The organism is Burkholderia cepacia (genome assembly GCF_001718835.1).
Classification (GTDB): Bacteria; Pseudomonadota; Gammaproteobacteria; order Burkholderiales; family Burkholderiaceae; genus Burkholderia; species Burkholderia cepacia_F.
On sequence record NZ_CP013444.1, the window covers coordinates 855,485 to 872,332 of the forward strand.

The 16,848-nt window shown below is 69.9% G+C and carries 18 protein-coding genes; 8 read left to right on the forward strand and 10 right to left on the reverse strand.

The features are described 5' to 3' along the window. The first annotated feature begins 4 nt into the window (after nucleotides 1-4). Complete coding sequence (locus WT26_RS24180) at nucleotides 5-685, forward strand: RES family NAD+ phosphorylase (RefSeq protein ID WP_069275128.1); 681 nt, start codon at nucleotides 5-7, stop codon at nucleotides 683-685. Nucleotides 686-716: 31 nt separating this feature from the next. Here WT26_RS24180 and WT26_RS24185 read toward each other — a convergent pair whose 3' ends face one another. Beyond that, entirely contained in the window at nucleotides 717-1,448 is a 732-nt protein-coding gene (locus WT26_RS24185) for a metallophosphoesterase (protein ID WP_069274140.1), read from the reverse strand. Between the two features lie 121 nt (nucleotides 1,449-1,569). Here WT26_RS24185 and WT26_RS24190 point away from each other — a divergent pair, with 121 nt between their 5' ends. Both WT26_RS24190 and WT26_RS24195 read left to right on the forward strand, forming a co-directional pair. Continuing rightward, a complete protein-coding gene (locus WT26_RS24190) occupies nucleotides 1,570-2,223 on the forward strand; it encodes a DUF1345 domain-containing protein (protein WP_069274141.1) in 654 nt (217 codons plus the stop codon). Between the two features lie 192 nt (nucleotides 2,224-2,415). Next, nucleotides 2,416-4,047, forward strand: a complete 1,632-nt coding sequence (locus WT26_RS24195; RefSeq protein WP_069275129.1) for a DUF3459 domain-containing protein — start codon at nucleotides 2,416-2,418, stop codon at nucleotides 4,045-4,047. A 29-nt stretch (nucleotides 4,048-4,076) separates the two neighbouring features. On the opposite strand, the gene WT26_RS24200 is transcribed toward WT26_RS24195, so the two are convergent. From WT26_RS24200 to WT26_RS24220, 5 genes are all read right to left on the reverse strand, one after another. After that, nucleotides 4,077-4,661 carry a thiamine phosphate synthase gene (locus tag WT26_RS24200; RefSeq protein ID WP_069274142.1) on the reverse strand — a complete coding sequence of 195 codons (585 nt, stop codon included), beginning with the start codon at nucleotides 4,659-4,661 and terminating at the stop codon, nucleotides 4,077-4,079. A 40-nt stretch (nucleotides 4,662-4,701) separates the two neighbouring features. Then, nucleotides 4,702-6,045 (reverse strand): hemolysin family protein, encoded by a 1,344-nt coding sequence (locus tag WT26_RS24205; protein ID WP_059521478.1) that lies wholly within the window; start codon nucleotides 6,043-6,045, stop codon nucleotides 4,702-4,704. Between the two features lie 80 nt (nucleotides 6,046-6,125). After that, on the reverse strand, nucleotides 6,126-6,893 hold the full coding sequence (locus WT26_RS24210) for a sensor histidine kinase (protein ID WP_069274143.1): 768 nt from the start codon (nucleotides 6,891-6,893) through the stop codon (nucleotides 6,126-6,128). 76 nt (nucleotides 6,894-6,969) lie between these two features. Beyond that, complete coding sequence (locus WT26_RS24215) at nucleotides 6,970-7,893, reverse strand: DMT family transporter (protein WP_059521476.1); 924 nt, start codon at nucleotides 7,891-7,893, stop codon at nucleotides 6,970-6,972. Nucleotides 7,894-7,934: 41 nt separating this feature from the next. Next, nucleotides 7,935-8,792, reverse strand: coding sequence for a LysR family transcriptional regulator (locus WT26_RS24220; protein WP_069274144.1), 858 nt, complete (start codon nucleotides 8,790-8,792; stop codon nucleotides 7,935-7,937). Nucleotides 8,793-8,901: 109 nt separating this feature from the next. Between WT26_RS24220 and WT26_RS24225 the strand changes: the two genes are divergently transcribed. From WT26_RS24225 to WT26_RS24235, 3 genes are all read left to right on the forward strand, one after another. Beyond that, a complete protein-coding gene (locus tag WT26_RS24225; RefSeq protein WP_069274145.1) occupies nucleotides 8,902-9,285 on the forward strand; it encodes a tautomerase family protein in 384 nt (127 codons plus the stop codon). Nucleotides 9,286-9,410: 125 nt separating this feature from the next. After that, entirely contained in the window at nucleotides 9,411-11,075 is a 1,665-nt protein-coding gene (locus WT26_RS24230) for a CHAD domain-containing protein (RefSeq protein ID WP_069274146.1), read from the forward strand. A 34-nt stretch (nucleotides 11,076-11,109) separates the two neighbouring features. Continuing rightward, complete coding sequence (locus WT26_RS24235) at nucleotides 11,110-11,943, forward strand: TOBE domain-containing protein (protein WP_069274147.1); 834 nt, start codon at nucleotides 11,110-11,112, stop codon at nucleotides 11,941-11,943. 91 nt (nucleotides 11,944-12,034) lie between these two features. Here WT26_RS24235 and WT26_RS24240 read toward each other — a convergent pair whose 3' ends face one another. The 4 genes from WT26_RS24240 to WT26_RS24255 form a co-directional block, all read right to left on the reverse strand. Continuing rightward, nucleotides 12,035-12,736, reverse strand: coding sequence for a sulfate/molybdate ABC transporter ATP-binding protein (locus WT26_RS24240; RefSeq protein ID WP_069274148.1), 702 nt, complete (start codon nucleotides 12,734-12,736; stop codon nucleotides 12,035-12,037). Between the two features lie 55 nt (nucleotides 12,737-12,791). Further along, complete coding sequence (modB, locus tag WT26_RS24245) at nucleotides 12,792-13,469, reverse strand: molybdate ABC transporter permease subunit (RefSeq protein WP_059665621.1); 678 nt, start codon at nucleotides 13,467-13,469, stop codon at nucleotides 12,792-12,794. Nucleotides 13,470-13,484: 15 nt separating this feature from the next. Continuing rightward, nucleotides 13,485-14,285: a molybdate ABC transporter substrate-binding protein gene (gene modA / locus WT26_RS24250; protein WP_069274149.1), complete on the reverse strand. Its 801-nt coding sequence runs from the start codon at nucleotides 14,283-14,285 to the stop codon at nucleotides 13,485-13,487. A gap of 164 nt (nucleotides 14,286-14,449) precedes the next feature. Beyond that, nucleotides 14,450-15,148, reverse strand: a complete 699-nt coding sequence (locus WT26_RS24255; RefSeq protein WP_069274150.1) for a phosphatase PAP2 family protein — start codon at nucleotides 15,146-15,148, stop codon at nucleotides 14,450-14,452. Nucleotides 15,149-15,396: 248 nt separating this feature from the next. Between WT26_RS24255 and WT26_RS24260 the strand changes: the two genes are divergently transcribed. After that, nucleotides 15,397-16,509 carry a PHB depolymerase family esterase gene (locus tag WT26_RS24260; protein WP_069274151.1) on the forward strand — a complete coding sequence of 371 codons (1,113 nt, stop codon included), beginning with the start codon at nucleotides 15,397-15,399 and terminating at the stop codon, nucleotides 16,507-16,509. A gap of 81 nt (nucleotides 16,510-16,590) precedes the next feature. After that, entirely contained in the window at nucleotides 16,591-16,767 is a 177-nt protein-coding gene (locus tag WT26_RS24265; protein ID WP_069274152.1) for a DUF3563 family protein, read from the forward strand. The last annotated feature ends 81 nt before the right edge of the window (nucleotides 16,768-16,848 follow it).

A 16,848-nucleotide genomic window follows, 5' to 3' on the forward strand; every position in this document is an offset into this window, starting at 1 on the left:
GTTGATGAACTGGCCGACGACGGCCCTCGACTGGGCGCCTGCCTATCGTGTGATCCCCACCCGTTTCCCGGCGATCAACCTGTTCGACCGCGTGGCGTCGGCGGACGATTTCGACGCGCTTTACGCACTCGAATCGCTGACCAACGACCGCATTCGCAACGAAGTCGGCACGCTCGACCTCGTCCCGCCCGCCGAACGTCGCTACGGGCAGGGCTGGGGGCCGATCATGGCCGCGTTCACGCACCTGAATCCGCAGGGCAGCCGTTTTTCCGACGGCAGCTACGGCGTGTTCTACTGCGCGCGCTCGCGCGATACGGCGATCGCCGAAACGCGTTATCACAGCGCGCTGTTCCTGGCGGCGACGAAGGAGCCGCCGATGCGCCAGCAGATGCGGCTCTATACGGTGATCGCGCAAGGCGACGTGGCCGACGTGCGCATGTGGCCGGCACGCGATCCGGCGTTGCTGCACCCGCTCGATTACAGCGCCGGGCAGGCGCTCGGTCGCGCGGTGCGCAATGCCGGCGGTGCGGGGATCGTCTATCCGTCGGTGCGCGACCCGCGCGGCGAGTGCCTGGCGGCGTTCCGCACCGCGCTGCTGCGCGATTGCCATCACGCGGCATACCTCGAATACAACTGGAACGGCTCGGCCGTCGATGCGGTGTTCGAACTGAACCAGGTCGGGTAGCGCCGGCCGGCAGGGCGGGCGCTGCCGCGCGTCACGGCAACGGCCACTGCTCCGCGCGCCTTTCGCGCGCTTGCGCCTGCGTCATCGACCAGGTGCGCCCGGTGCGCGGCTCGGCGAGCGTGAGCCGCCCGGCCGGTGCGAACGCACCCGTGTCGATGAACCACTGCGCGCCGATCCGCTGCGGCGCGCGCACCGGCGTATGGCCGCTGCACGTGAGCGACAATCCGTGCTGCAGGCCGGGGTCGGCGAGCCCCTGGACGAGATCGCGGCCCCAGATCAGCCGTTCGCGCACGTCGTGCGAATAGCTGCCCGTGTCGAGATCGGCGTCCGAGCCGAAGAATTCCGCATGCAGCACGTTGAAGCGCCCGGGGCCGTCGCCGATGACGCGCACCAGCGGCAGCGCGTCGACGCGCGCCGCGTGGGCGTGCAGCCGTTCCGCCGGCAGGTCGGCGCCCCAGTCGCCGCCGATCCCGCGCCACGCGTCCGGCGACAGCTTGCCGCGCGCCACGAGGCTCAGCACTTCCTCGTGATTGCCGCGCACGACGTGGCACCACGGGCGGTCGAGCAGGTCGAGCGTGGTTTCGGAGGCGGGGCCGCGGTCGACGAGGTCGCCGACCGAAAACAGGCGGTCGCGAGCCGGGTCGAAGCGGATGTCGTGCAACAGCGCGCGCAGCACATCCACGCAGCCGTGCAGGTCGCCGACGACGAAGTCGCGGCCGGCTGTATTCGCGGGATGGTGGCAGAGGGCAGGGGCGGCAGTCATCCCATTATCTTAGGCGCTCGCGCCCATCGCCACGTCACGACGGAATGACGATAATCGGGGCGGTACCCGCCGGAATCCCCGAGACTGACCGGCGCCTTTCATTCGCTTTCGGAAACGCACTATGACCCTTTATCCGCAGGTATTACGCAACCGGCCGCGCATGGTCGCGGCGTTCGCCGCCGGCGTGCTGTGTGCGCTGCTGCTGCCGCTTCCGCTGCGCCCGACCGTGCGTGCGCTGATCGGCTGGGATTGCGCGATCTGGCTGTATCTCGCGCTGATGTGGGTGCGCATGGTCACCGCGCACCACCACAAGGTGCGCGAAATCGCGATCCGCGACGACGAAAACGCGACGACCGTACTCACGGTCATCTGCATCGCGACCGTCGCGAGCGTCGCCGCGATCGCGATCGAACTCGCGACCGCCAAGAGCGTCGGCTTCCGCGCGGGGCTCAGCCATTACGCGATCACGGGTGCGACGCTGTTCGGCGCGTGGTTCCTGATTCCGACGATCTTCACGCTGCACTACGCGCGGCTCTACTACGCGTCGCCGGCCAGCGAGCGTGCGCTCCGCTTCCCGGACACGAAGCTCGAACCCGATTACTGGGATTTCCTGTATTTCGCGTTCACGCTCGCGGTCGCGTCGCAGACGGCCGACGTGTCGCTGGCGAACCGCTCGGCGCGGCGCGCGGTGCTCGCGCAGTCGATCCTGTCGTTCTACTTCAACATGGCCGTGCTCGGGCTGTCGATCAACGTGGCAGCCGGCCTGCTGAGCTGAGCCGCGTAGCGCGCCGCGCCCGGCGCCCCGCCGGGGTCGATTCGCATTTAATAATGTCCGGCGGCGCGCGTCGCCACCGGAAAAAGCAGCGCATACTCACTTTCTCCCTCCCGCTTGGCAACCCGCATGCCAGTCCCACTGCGCCGCCGCGACGGCGCATCCGTGCAGCCCGGCATGCACGAGGAGCGCATGATGTCCGATTGTCCGCACGACCCGTATGCGCAGCACTACATTCACTGCTTGCCGTTCGGCGCACAGCCCTGTGGCGCGCTCTGCGCGACGCCGCGCACGCATTTTCGCGTGTGGGCCCCGGGCAGCACGCAGGTCCAGCTCGAACTCGATACCGGCAGCGGCATGACGCTGGTGCCGATGACGCCCGCCGGCACGAACTGGTTCGAAGTCTTTGCCGATTGCGGCGCGGGTGCGCTTTATCGTTACCGCCTCGACGATACGGTATCGATTCCCGATCCCGCATCGCGCTCGCAACCCGAAGGGCTCAACGGCCCGAGCGAGGTCGTCGATCCGCGCGCGTTCACGTGGCGCAACACGTTCTGGCGCGGGCGCGCATGGGAGGACATCTCGCTGTACGCGATCCAGCCGCACGCGGTGGGCGGCTTCGGCGGCGTGCGCCGGCGCCTGCCGCAACTCGCGCGCCTCGGCGTGACCGCGCTGGAGCTGCTCGCGTCGCCGCACGACAGCCTGCCGTTCGCGCCGCTCGCGGCCGAAGGCGGCCCCGACGCGCTGAAGGCGCTGATCGACGATGCGCACGGCTACGGCCTCGCGGTGCTGCTGGAGCTCGACTACGCGCGCTTCGGCAGCGGCACCGATGCGCTGCGCCACTACGCGGCGCCGTTCTTCCATACGCGCGACGATCCGCTGCAGGCGCCGCCGCTCGCGCTCGATCATCCGGAAGTCTGCGATTTCTTCTGCGACAACGCGCTGTACTGGATCGACGAATACCGTTGCGACGGGCTGCGCCTGCGCGAAGCCGACCGGATCGGCGTGTCGTGGCTGCGCGAAATCGCGGACCGCGTGCGCGCGGCCGTGCCGGCCGACCGGCTCATCCATCTCGTACTCGGCAGCGAGCGGCATCCGGCGCATCTCGGCGATACCCATTTCGATGCGCAGTGGAACGGCTGCGGCGAACGCGCGCTGCACCGGCTGACGGGGCGCGACACGTCGGGTCACGAAGGCATTTCCGCGCACCAGTCGATCCACACGCTCGCCCGCGCGCTGACCGCGGCCGGGGCCGCATTCCAGCCGGCGGCGCCGAGCGACGGCGGACCGGCGGATACGGCACTGCCGCTGACGTCGCTGGTGCTGTCCGATGGCGCGTGGCGCGACAGCGGGCAGGATCGCGAAGTGGGCCTCGCCGCGCTTGCGCTGTCGCTGCTCACGCCGCAGATTCCGTTGATCTTCGACGAAACCGCGCGCGACGCCGATCGCGCGCATTTCGTGCAGTCGGCGCTGGCGGTGCGCGCGAAGCTGATCGCGCCGAGGTTGTCCGATTGCCGGCCGCAGGATGCGCACCCGCTGCGCACGGGCAGCACCGGCGATGCCGACGCGCTGCTTGCATCGTGGCGGCTCGCCGACGACGAGACGCTGACGATCGCGTTGAACCTGTCGCCCGAGGCGGTGCCGTTCGATGCGCCGGCGGGGATGGTGGTGTTCGAGACGCCGGCGCGTGCGCGCGACCGGGTCGATGAAGGGGAGTTGCCGCCGTATTCGCTCGTCGCGTGGCTGACGGGCGACGTCAACCGGTATGCGCTCACGCACGACGCGCGTCGCATCGACGACGGTGCGTGGCGCGGGATGCTTGCCTGAGTGTCCGGGTTCTGCCGCGCGCGAACCCGCTACCAGAACCCGCGAATGCCCGCGATGCCGTGTGCGCCGTGGCGGCGCGCGTCGGCGAGCTGGTCGCGGGTCATCCCGCCCAGCGCGTAGACGGGCACCGCGACCTGCGCGGCCCATTCCGCGAAGCGGGCCCAGCCGAGCGTCGGCGCACCGGGATGGCTGAGCGTCGGCAACACGGGCGACAGCGTGACGAAATCCACGCCGATGCGCTCGGCGTGCTTCAGGTCGTCGAGCGTATGGCATGCGGCGGACACGAGCCGCGCGGGCGGCAACGGCCGCTGCGCGGCGGCGCGCAACGCGGGGCCGTCGAGATGCCAGCCGGCGCCGCCGAGTTGCGCCAGCGTCTGCGCATCGATCCTGCCGTTGAGCACCAGCCGGGCGCCGCTCGGTTCGCAGCGCGCCAGCGCGTCGGCCGCGAGCCGCGCGAACGCCGCAGCGTCGAGCGATTTCACGCGCAGTTGCACGAGCGTCTCGCCGTGCGCGAGCACGGCCGACAGCCGGTCGAGGAACGCCGCGCAATCGGCGGCCGACGCGGACGCCGGCTCCGGCGTGATCACATAGCAGCGCGGCAGCGGCGTGCTCATCGCGCGACGCGCCGGCGGCCGGAGCGGCGGGCGGGCGCCGTCATTCGTCGGCCTCTTTCGCGATCTTCGGGTAGACGCGCACGAGCACGATGCGCGGCCCGTTCATCTTCTTCACGACGACGTCGAAGCGGTCGAACGACACACGCTGCCCTTCGGTCGGCAGGTCGCTGAGCGCCTGGATCACGAGGCCGCCGACCGATTCCGCGCGGCCTTCGTCGATGTCGATGCCGAGCGCCTGTTCGAGCGACACGACGGGCAGGCTGCCCTTGCCCATCAGCGTGCCGTCGTCGAGGCGGCTCCAGTCGGCGTCGCCCTGGCGGAACTCGTCGTGGATCTGGCCGACCAGCGCGCCGAGCAGGTTGTCGAGCGTCAGGAAACCGATCGGCTTCTCGCCCTTGTTGCCGACCAGCGCGAAGTGCGGTGCGCCCTTGCGGAAACGGCGGAACAGGTCGAGGGCCGGCGTGTCGGGCTTTACGTACTGCACGGGGCGCACGTAGTCGGACAGGTCTTCGAGCGCCGCGCCCGCGTGACGCGCGAGCAGCAGGTCCTTGAGGTGGATCAGCCCGCTCACCTGTTCACGCGACGCATCCTCGAACAGCGGATAGCGGCTGAAGCGGTGCCGCGCGACGATCTCCATGTTGTCGGGCAGCGGCAGGTCGCGGCGCAGGCCGATCATTTCATGGGCCGGCCGCATCAGGTCCGACACGGTCATCGACGAAAAATCGAGCGAATGCGCGAGCGTGTTCCACTCGTCGTTGCTGTACGTGCCGCGCGCCGGCTGCGCGGTGTTGCCGGCCGTGCTGCGGCGGCTGCGCAGGATCAGCTTCAATTCGTCGGTCGAGTAGTGCGCGTCGCCGCCATGGTCGGTCGACAGCCCGGCGAGCCGCAGCACCGCGTTGGCGCTGGTATTGAGCACCCAGATCGCCGGGTACATCGCCCAGTAGAACGCATAGAGCGGCAGCGCGACCCACAGGCCGACCTTCTCCGACTGGCGGATCGCCATCGACTTCGGCGCCAGTTCGCCGACGACGATGTGCAGGAACGAGATCAGCGAGAACGCGAACACCAGCGAGATCAGGTGCACGACGCGCTCCGACTGCACGCCGATCAGGTCGAGCAGCGGGGTGAGCAGTTGCGCGAACGCCGGTTCGCCGACCCAGCCGAGGCCGAGCGACGCGAGCGTGATGCCGAGCTGGCAGGCGGAAAGATACGCGTCGAGCCGGCCGTGCACGATGCCGAGGATGCGGCCGCGCAGGCCGTGCTTGCGGGCCAGTGTCTTGACGCGCGTGGCGCGCAGTTTGACCAGGCCGAATTCGGCCGCGACGAAGAACCCGTTCAGGGCCACCAGGAACAACGCGCCGATGAGCGCGAAGATCTGTAACAAAGAATCACTCCGGTTATGACAGGCCCGTCAGTATAGAGCCAGAAAGGCAAACGTAATATTGGGTGGATGTCGCTGCAGGCTTACACGGGCGCCTCGCACGGGAGGTCGAGCGCGAGGGTGACCGCCGCGCCATCGGCGAACGCGTCGTGCGAGAACGTGCCGCCGTGTGCGAGCGCGACGCGCTGGCAGAGCGCAAGCGCCCAGGCGACGCGCTTCGCGTCGCGCTCGCGCAGCAGCTCGCGGCGCGCGAAGGTCTCGAACACGTGCGGGCGGGCCGGATCGGCGAGCGCCGCGACATCCACGCCGCAGGCCACGCGCGCGACGAGCCGCGCGCCGTCGCGCGCGCACGCGAATGTCACGCGGCCGCCGGCGGCGCTGGCTTCGACCGCGACCGTCAGCATCGTCCAGAGCGCCTGCGCGATGCGTTCGCGGTCGGCGGTCAGCGACGGTTCGCCGTCCGGCAGCGTCGCGTCGAGCGTGACCTGTCGCGCGTCGGCGAGCGCGAAACGGACGAGTGCGAGCGTGTCGTCGAGCAGCGCGCGCAGCGCGGACGGCTGCGGCACGAGTGCGAGCGTGCGGGTTTCCGCGCGCGGCGCATCGAGCACGTCGGCGATCAGCGCGACCTGCTGGTCGATTCCGGTGCGGATACCCGCGAGCGCGCGCTGCAGGGTCGGATCGGCGTTGGCGAGCTGGCGCTCGAGCACGTACGCCCAGCTATGCATGGCATTCAGCGGGCTGCGCAGGTCGTGCGACGCGATGGAGAGCGCCTGGTCGCGCAGGAACAGCGCCGCCTGGGTGGCGTAGTGCGCTGCGCGTTCGCGCAGCAGGTCGGCGGGGTCGGGCGTCACGGAGCGGGCCTGTCGGAAGCGGTTGGACCTGAATCGGGAAGTGAATCGGCAACTGCCATTATAGGGACGGTGCGCGTCACGCCGGCAGCGCGTCCTCGTCCTTTTTCCGGGCGTCGCCGTTCGGCAGCAACTGGCACGCGAGCAGGCCGGCCAGCATCAGCGCGCAGCCGACGAGCGCGCGCAGCGTCAGCGTTTCGCCGAGTGCCGCCCAGCCGGCGATCGCCGCGAACACGCCTTCCATGCTGAAGATCACGGCTGCGTGCGCGGGCGCGGCGTCGCGTTGCGCGACGACCTGCAGCGTGTAGCCGACGCCCACCGACAACAGCCCGCCGTACAGCAGCGTCGGCAGTGCGCCGCGCAGCATGGCGCCGCTGACCGGCTCGACGGCGAGACCGACCGCGAGACATGCCACGCCGCACACGAGGAATTGCAGGAACGCGAGCACGAGCGGATCGTGGCGCTGGGCGAAATGGCCGACGGCCATCACGTGCGCGGCGATGATCACGGCGCCGGCGAGCTGGAACCAGTCGCCGTACAGCACCGAGAAGTGCTCGTCGATACTGAGGAAATACAGGCCGATCGCCGCGAGCAGCGCGCCGAACCACGTGCCCGCGCCGATCCGGTGACGGGCGAACACACCCATCAGCGGCACGATCACGACGTACAGCGAGCTGATGAACCCCGCATTGGCGATGCGCGTGTACTGCAGGCCGATCTGCTGCAGCGATATCGATACCGCCAGCAGCCCGCCGAGCGCGAGGCCGGGCAGCAGCAGCGCCGGCGCACGGCGGATCGCCGCGAGCTGCGCGCGCGACGCCGAGTTCAGCGTCAGCAGCGGCACCAGCACCAGCGCGCCGAGCAGGAAGCGCAGCCCCGTGAACAGGAACGGCCCGATCACGTCGAGGCTCAGGCGTTGCGCGACGAAAGCCGAACCCCAGATCGCGGCGGCGGCGAGCATCAGCAGGTTGGCACGGAGGTGCTTGCGGGCTTCGGGCTTCATTGGAATTCTTCTGGAGATTGCGGGCGGCGGAACCCGCTAGTTTACGCCGAGATTGCAAGGCTGTCGGCAAACCTGCGCAGCGCGGCGGCGGCGCGTGGGTCGCGCACGCGCGAATACAGCACGACCTGCGACAGCGGCAGCGGCGGCAGCCCGAATTTCGCACCGACGTCGGCCAACGTGCGCGGCGCGACACGCCGCGCGAGCGGGCAGACCGCCAGCCCCGCGGCAGCGGCGGCCGTGACCGCCGCGACGCCGCCTCCCGTAAAGCGTTCTCGCCACGGCCGCCCCGCGTGATCGAGGGCGCGCAGCGCGGCCGCACGCACGCCGCACGGGCCGGCCAGCACCGCGAGCGGCAGCGGTTCGCCCGCACGCGGTGCCCAGTCAGGCGCGGCGAGCCAGGCCAGCGGCTCGGAAAACAGCAGCGTGCCGTCTTCGCGCGGCGGGTCTTCGCCCGGCTCGTGCCGCACGATCGCGGCGTCGAGGCGGCGCTCGTCGTACAGCGCGAGCAGGCTGGCGGACATGCCGAGATGCATCTCGAGCGACAGCCCCGGGTCCTGCCGATGCAGGCTCGTGAGCACGGCCGGCAGGTCGGGCACGGCGACATGCTCGCTGACGCCGAGCGCGAGCCGGTGCGTGCCGGCCGAGATCGCGCCGAGCGCGTGGTCGTGCGCGTCGAGCAGCGCGCGGGCGGCCGGCAGGAAATTCTCGCCGTCGGCAGCCAGCTTGACCACGCGCGGCGTGCGCGCGAGCAGCGGCTTGCCGAGGTGCGCTTCCAGCCGTTTCAGCTTCAGGCTTACGGCCGACTGTGTGGTGCCGAGCGCATCGGCGGCGCGCGTGAAGCTGGCGAGATCGGTGACCAGCACGAACGCGCGTACGGCATCGAGGTCGAGGACTTTCATTTTCAATGTAAATTGATGAAATATTTATCAATGACTGTTCATTATAGTTCGGCGTCTTTAACCTGACGTGGCGTTTCCATCCCTCAACGTCACCGACAGGAGCAGGACCATGCCATTCACCCGTATCGCAGTCCGCGAAGGCAAACCGGCCGCGTACCGCGCGGCGCTCGTCGACGGCGTGCATCGCGCGCTGATGCACACGTTCAACGTGCCCGAGGACGACATCTTCATGGTCGTCACCGAGCATGCGGCCGAGAACTTCGTGTACGGCCGCCACTACCTCGACATCGAACGCAGCGACGATCTCGTGATGATCCAGATCACCGCGAACAACACGCGCACGCTCGAGCAGAAGCGCGCGCTGTACCGGGCGATCGCGGACAACCTCGCGCAGCAGCCCGGCGTGCGGCAGCAGGACGTATTCATCAGTCTTGTCGAGGTGCTGAAGGAGGACTGGTCGTTCGGCAACGGCCTCGCGCAATACGTCGTCTGACGCACGGCAAGCGGCCGGCCGGGTCCGGCTCGCGTGCGGTTTGGTGACGTGTACTATGGAGACTGCATCACGATCGACGCCGGCTCAGGGGAGACGCCGGCGATTCTTCATGTGCAGGAGCCTCCATGTCGCGTGTGCTGGAAATCGTGTTGTCGCTGTCGCTGGAAGGGTGGCCGGCCGCATCGACGAGCCGGGCCCGGAGCGCGCAGCGCGATTTCGGCGCCGAACTCGTGCGCGCATGGCGGATCTGCCCGCAGGTCCGGATGCGCCGCGGCCATGAGCGAGTGACGATCGAGCCGTGCCAGATCGAGGAGGCCGAGCCGAGCCCCGGCGCAAGCTGGTGGACCTGGGTCGAATCGACCGCGCGGGAGCGGCGCGTCATCGCGGCGCGCACGCGGACGCTCGCGCCCGGCGTGACGCTGCGCGACGTGTTCGACACGGAACACGCGGGCATCGTCGTTGCGGCGCCGCAGCCGGCGGCGCCTGCGCCGGACGGTCCGTCCGATTCGAACCCGTCGCCCGATGCCGACGAGGCCGAGGCGGCGGACGTGGCCATTGCCGTCGCGAGCGAAACCCCTGCGCAGGCCGATGCCGCGGCCGCGCGCGTGCGGCTCGTCAGCGAGCGGCGGCGCGGGCGGTGGGCCGACGACAGCGGCGTCGTGGTCGAGATGACGCTCGACGACGTCGAGATCCATGGTGTCGACGCATCGCCCCGACGGTACTGCGAACTGCGTCTTGCCGCGCCCGACTGGGAAACCCTGGACGCGCGCACGGCCGCGCTGCACGCGCTGTTTGCCGCGGCGCGCGAACTGAGCGGCGCGTGGCCCGCGTTCGTCCAGCTGACGAGCGTGATCGATCGCGCGTGCGCGGGTGCGCTGGCCGAGGCCGCGCCGGTGAAGGCGCGGCTCGTCGACTTGAGCGGTGTCCGCACGCAGCGCGCCGCGCTGTTCGCGCTGTCCGGCGACATCACCGCGCAATGGCTCGGCAACGAGGGCGGCGTGCTCGAGTACGACGATCCCGAATTCGTGCACCAGATGCGGGTCGCGCTGCGCCGCCTGCGTACGCTGATGCGCTTCTTCCCGCGCTATGCGAACGAAGGCTGGAAAGATGCGTTCGGGGCGGACCTGCGCTGGCTTGCCGCGCTGCTCGGCACGGTGCGCGACTGGGACGTGTTCGCGACCGAAAGCCTGCCCGCGCTGATCGCAGCCGACGGCGGCGACGGCGAATGGAACGGCACGCTCGACGCCGCGCGCGCGCAGTGTGTCGCGGCGCGGGGCGAGCTGCGGCAGGCGCTGCATTCGGCCCGCTACGCGCGGCTGACGCTCGGCTGGCTCGAATGGCTGAGCGCGTTCGTGCTGCCGCCCGCCGACGGCGACGATGCGCCGTCATTGAAGCGGCACGTGACCAGGCGCGTGCGGCGGCTGTTCGGCCATCTGTACGCGTCGCCATCGCTCACGTCGCTCGACACGGCTGCGCGCCACCAGGTGCGGATCGATGCGAAGCGGCTGCGCTATGCGCTCGAGTTCTTCGCGTCGCTGGCGTCGCGCCGCACGCGCACCGAGACGGTCAAGACGCTCACGCGCGTGCAGAGCGTGCTCGGCGAAGCCAACGACACGATGGTCGCGCTGCATCATCTCGAGAAACTGGCGGCGCCGCCGTATCAGCTCGGTTTCGTGCGCGGCTACGGTGCGGCGCTCGAGCAGCGCGCCGCACGCGACGCCGAGGCGCTGCTTGCCGGCCTGCGGCCGCCGAAGCTCGGCGGCAAGGCGGTGGCCGGGCGCGGGCGCTGACTATAATGGCGGCCCGTCCTTGCCACGCCGACCGATGAGTGCCGATCCGCCACCGCCTTCCCGTACCGAGCCGCTCGAACTGGGCGGCGAGCTGTGGCTGCGCGCCGGCGAGCAGACGCTCGGCGGCGCCACGCGCATCGCGCTGCTCGCGGCGATCGGCGACACCGGGTCGATCACGCGCGCGGCGAAGGCCGTCGGCCTCAGCTACAAGGCCGCGTGGGATGCCGTCGACACGATGAACAATCTCGCGGGCGAACCGCTCGTCGCGCGTTCGACGGGCGGCAAGGGCGGCGGCGGCACGACGCTGACGCCGCGCGCGACGTCGCTGATCGCCGCGTTCCGCACGATCGAGCGCGAGCATCGGCGGTTCATCGAGGCCGCGAGCGCGGCCGTGGCCGGGTTCGACGTCGACTGGGCGCTGATCGGCCGGATCGGGATGAAGACCAGCGCGCGCAACCAGTTGTTCGGCAAGGTCGCGGCGATCGTGCGCGGCACCGTCAACGACGAGGTCACGCTCACGCTGCCCGGCGGCCAGACGATCGTCGCGGTCGTCACGCATGAAAGCACCGAGGCGCTCGGACTGCAGGTCGGCGCCGACGCCTGTGCGCTCGTGAAGGCGTCCTGGGTCGTGCTCGCGGTCGACGACGGCGCGCCGGTCAGGGTGTCGGCGCGCAACCAGCTGCGTGGCGCCGTCGAGACCGTGAAGGGCGGCGCAGTGAACAGCGAGGTGACCCTGGCGCTCGACGGCGGCGGGACGCTGACGGCCGTCGTGACCAACGACAGCGTCGATGCGCTGCAGCTCGGCGCCGGCCGGCGCGCGATCGCGCTGTTCAAGGCGTCGAGCGTGATTCTTGCGGTGACGGGCTGAGGCCCGCGCCCGTTACACGCGCCCGTTACACGCGTCCGTTACACACGTCCGTTACACGCGACTGTTACACGCGACTGTTACACGCGTGTCGTTACACGACGCGCGTCGGCCACCCGGCGTGCGGCGTCGCCGCCTGCACGCGTCCTTCGCTCAACTGCACGACCTGGTCGCCGAACGCGGCGACGTCGTCGGGATCGTGCGAGATCAGCACCATCGGGATGTCGAGCCGCGCCTGCAGCTCGGCGAGCTCGTAACGCATGCGCTGGCGCATTGCGCCGTCCAGTGCGGCGAACGGTTCGTCGAGCAGCAGGATCCGCGGCTGCGCCACCAGCGCGCGCGCGAGTGCGACGCGCTGTTTCTGCCCGCCCGACAGTTGCGACGGATACTGCCCCGCGAGCGCCTCGAGATCGAACGCTTGCAGCCAGTATGCGACTTCCGGCGACACTGTTTTCGCGCGCGGGTTGCGCAGCCCGGGCGTGAGCCCGAACGCGATGTTCTGGCGCACGTTCAGATGCGGAAACAGCGCGTAGTCCTGGAACAGGTACGCGACGCGGCGTTCGCGGGTCGGCACGTCGATGCGGCGCGCGGCGTCGAACAGCGGTTCGCCGTTCAGCACGATCGTGCCTTCGTCGGGCGTCAACAGGCCGGCGATCGCCTGCAGCGTCATGCTCTTGCCCGCGCCGGACGGCCCGAACAGCACGACGCGCTGCGTCGCCGCGGTGAACGACATGTCGAGCGTGAAGCGCCGCTCGGCGTTCGCGTAGGTCTTGCGGATGTCGACGACGAGGCTCATGCGGGCCTCCGCCGAAGCCGGCCGGCCCCGCAAGACGATGGGCGAGGCAGGCGCGTCATGTCAGCTGGCTCCGCCGGGCACGCGACGGCACGAGCCAGCCGGTCGCGAGCAGTACGAGCACGCAGGTGATCGACGTCACCAGCACGAGGAAGTTGGCCGTGTTGTCGTCGCCGGCCTGCACGGCCGCATAGATCGCGACCGACAGCGTCTGCGTGCGGCCGGGCAGGTTGCCCGCGATCATCAGCGTCGCGCCGAACTCGCCGAGCGCGCGTGCGAACGCGAGCAGCGCGCCCGCGAGAATGCCGCGCGTGGCGAGCGGCAGCGTCACGCGGAAGAACACCGCCGCTTCGCCGAGCCCGAGCGTGCGCGCGGCGCGTTCGAGCTGCGGATCGACGCCTTCGAACGCCGCTCGCGCCGATTTCAGGATCAGCGGAAACGCGACGACCATCGACGCGATCACCGCGCCTTGCCACGTGAAGACGAGCTCGATGCCGAGGCTGTCGAGCCACGCACCGAACACGCCGCGCCGGCCGAGCAGCACGAGCAGGTAATACCCGAGCACCGTCGGCGGCAGCACGAGCGGGAGCGTCAGCACCGAATCGACGACGTCGCGCAGCGGCGAGCGCCAGCGCGCGAGCATGAACGCGGCCGCGACGCCGAGCACGATGTCGAGCGCGGTCGCCCAGCCGGCAACCTTCAGCGACAGCATCAGCGGGATCCAGGCGTCTTGCATGTCGCAACTCGCCTGTTACTTGCCGGTGGCCGGCTTGAAGCCGAACGTCGACAGCACGGCCTGGCCTTGCGGCGACGCGACGAAGTCGATGAACGACTGCGCCTGCGTGGCGTGGCGGCTGTCCTTGACCACGGCGATCGGGTAGGTGATGGCGGTCTTGGTCGGCACCGTCAGCGCGACCTTCACGCGGCCCGGCATGATCGCCGCGTCGGTGCCGAACACGAAGCCCGCGTCGACTTCGCCGCGTGCGACGTAATCGAGGCTCTGGCGCACGTTGGCGGCCAGCACCCCCTTCGCGCTGACGGCGTCCCACACACCGGCCGCGCGCAACGCGCCTTCGGTGTAGCGGCCGACCGGCACCGACGCCGGGTCGCCGTACGCGATGCGTTTCACGCCGGGCGCGGTCAGGTCGTTCAACGACGTCGGCGCGGCCGCGTGGCTGTCCGTCGGCACGATCAGCACGAGCGAGTTCGCTGCGAAATCGCGACGCGTGCCGGGCACGATCACCTTTTCGTCGGCTGCACGATCCATCGCCTTCTGGTCGGCCGACGCGAACACGTCGGCCGGCGCGCCCTTGGCGATCTGCTGCATCAGCACGTCCGACGCGCCGAAGTTGAACAGCACCCTGGTATCCGGATGCTGCTTCTCGTACGCATCGCCGACGGCCTTGAACGCGTTCGTCAGGCTGGCGGCGGCCGACACGACGAGTTCATCGGCGGCGGAAGCGGGCGCGCTGAACGCGACCCCGGCGGCCAGCGTGGCGATCGGCAGCAGGCGAAGCAGGGTGCGGCGAAGCGGACGGACGGTTGAGCGCATGGCGAGTTCGTTTGAATGGGCGGAAACCGTAATCGTAATATAGGGCGGGTTATAACGCTCGACATACCGCACATGCGGCGAACGGCATGGTCATGTTGCGGAGCGGGAAGTGGGCGGGCCCGGCGGCGCACACGCCGCCGCCGGCTGCGGCGACGTGTCGCGGGCTACGCGTGCAGCGCGCCGGGCAGTGAGTCGGTGCGCTGCAGCGACGACGGCTGCGATGCGGGGCGGTAGTTCGGGTTGGCTTTCCAGCGCGCGCGGACGAACGGGCGCTCGTGGCCCGACAGCTGCAGCGCCACCTTGGTGACCCAGCGATGCGACGGCACCGTGATGCCGTGCAGCGCCACGGTGACGAGCGCGAGGCTCGCGACGACCGCGGGCACCGACCAGCGGTGCGGCACCGCGCGCCATGAACCCGCGATGAACGCGAGCGCGGCGATCGCGCCGACGATACAGCCGGTGATCGATTCGGACGGCGAATGCGCGTCGAGCGCGACGCGCGACACGCCGACCGCGACGCCGGCCGCGAGCCCGAGCGCGATGCCGGCGATCCGCACCGGCGCGCGCGTGCGGATCAGCGCCAGGAAAATCGCGACCGGATAAACCGACGTCGACAGCATCGCATGGCCGCTGAAGCCGGTGAAATCCCACTTGCGGATGCCGATGCCCCAGCCGAGGAACGCGATCTTCGTCAGCGCGACCACGCCGATCGCGGCCGCGAGCACGCCGAGCCACGCGGCCGCGCGCTGCCACGAGTAGCCGAGCGCGAGCCAGACGGCGATCGTGATCGCGAGCGGCAAGGTCAGGCCGGCGCCGCCGAACGCGGTGATCATGATCCACAGGTGAGACGACAGGTCGAACATCGGGGCAGGAGAGCAAGCAGGGGCGGGACGAATGCTTAATTAACGCGCGAGCCGGAAAGAACGACTACAACGGATACAAGCGGCGAAGCCCCAGTATAGCGCCGCGTATGCATGGCGCCCGATTTTTGCGCGGGCGGGAACTCTCCCTGCGCAGGATAAATCCCACAAACAGTGTTATTGTGCATTGCACAAACCCGGAACGATGCGCTCTTTGTAGCGTCCCCAATTCCTGACTGCGAGCCCGATCGATGACCAAAAGTCTGACCAAGGTGTGGCTGGGCGGCATGAAACGCATGCTGTCTCCGGCCGCCAAACGCGCGGCGCGCGATGCGCAGCGCATGGCGCTCGACGTGATCGAAGCCGCCGCGCCGCCTGCCGCCGCTGATCTACCGCCCGTGCGCGAGTCGCGGGTCCGGCCACGTGCGGCCGCGTGGGCGGCAGGCGAGTGGACGCGTGGCGAACATCCGATGGCACCCGCGCTCGGGCGCCTCGTCCAGCACCTCGCTTACGGCCTTTACGTGCCGCCCGGCCGCCGGCGCGGCGCGATGCCGCTCGTCGTGATGCTGCACGGCTGCCAGCAGTCCGTCGACGAATTCGTGCAAGGCACGCGGATGAACCTGCTGGCCGACAAGCATGGTTTCGCGGTGCTGTATCCGGAGCAGTCGCTGCGCGCGCACGCGCACGGCTGCTGGCACTGGTATGAAGATACCGACCGCGCGGGCCGCGGCGAGGCGAACGCGGTGGCGTCGCTGGTCGACGCGCTCGTCGACGAACACGGTTTCGACGCGTCGCGTGTCTACGTCGCGGGATTGTCGGCCGGTGCGGGTCTCGCGTCGCTTCTTGCGCTGCATTTCCCGGACCGCTTCGCGGCAGTGGCGCTGCACTCGGGCCCCGCGCTCGGCGAGGCGAATTCCGGCATTACCGCGATGGACGTGATGCGGCGCGGCGTGCGGCAGAACCCGGCCGCGGCCGTCGACGCACTGATCAGCGCGAACGACGCGCATCCCGGCATGCCCGCGCTGATCGTCCAGGGCGACGGCGATCATGTGGTTGCCCCGAAGAACGCCGATCAGCTTGCGATCCAGTTCCTGCGGCTGAACGGGCTCGCCGACAGCCGCGGTGCATTGCGCGGCGGCGAGCGGGTCGACATGCCCGAGCGCGGCGCGCAGGTCCGCGACTATCGCCGCGGCGGCGCCTCCGTCGTCCGGCTGTGTCACGTCAAGGGGCTCGAGCATGCGTGGGCCGGCGGCGATGAGGCCGTGCCGTTTCATGCCGCGGTCGGCCCTGACGCGAGCGCGATGATCTGGGCCTTTTTCGAGGCACAGCGGCGCACTGTGGCGACCGAACGACGCATCGTCTGATCGACGCTGGCCAAGGACTAGGGTTTTCCCTATAATTCGGGAAAACCCTAGTCAAAGAACCCTTGGATTGCGAGATCGATCATGTACCTGCTGAGCCACCTCTTCCTGATGCTGACCAAGAATGCCGAGCAGGCCGCCAAAGAGCGCGCCGATGCTTACCTCGCCGGCGCTTCCGACCTGTATGACCTCGAATTCCGCATGCGCAAGATCGATCGCGAAGGCGTATCGGGCCGTCCGTCCTGGATGACCGCGCGTTAATCGTCGTCAGGCGGGAGCACAGCCCGCCATCCGATCCGGCATCGCGCAAAAAAGGGCGCGTGCGGCCACATGCCGCACGCG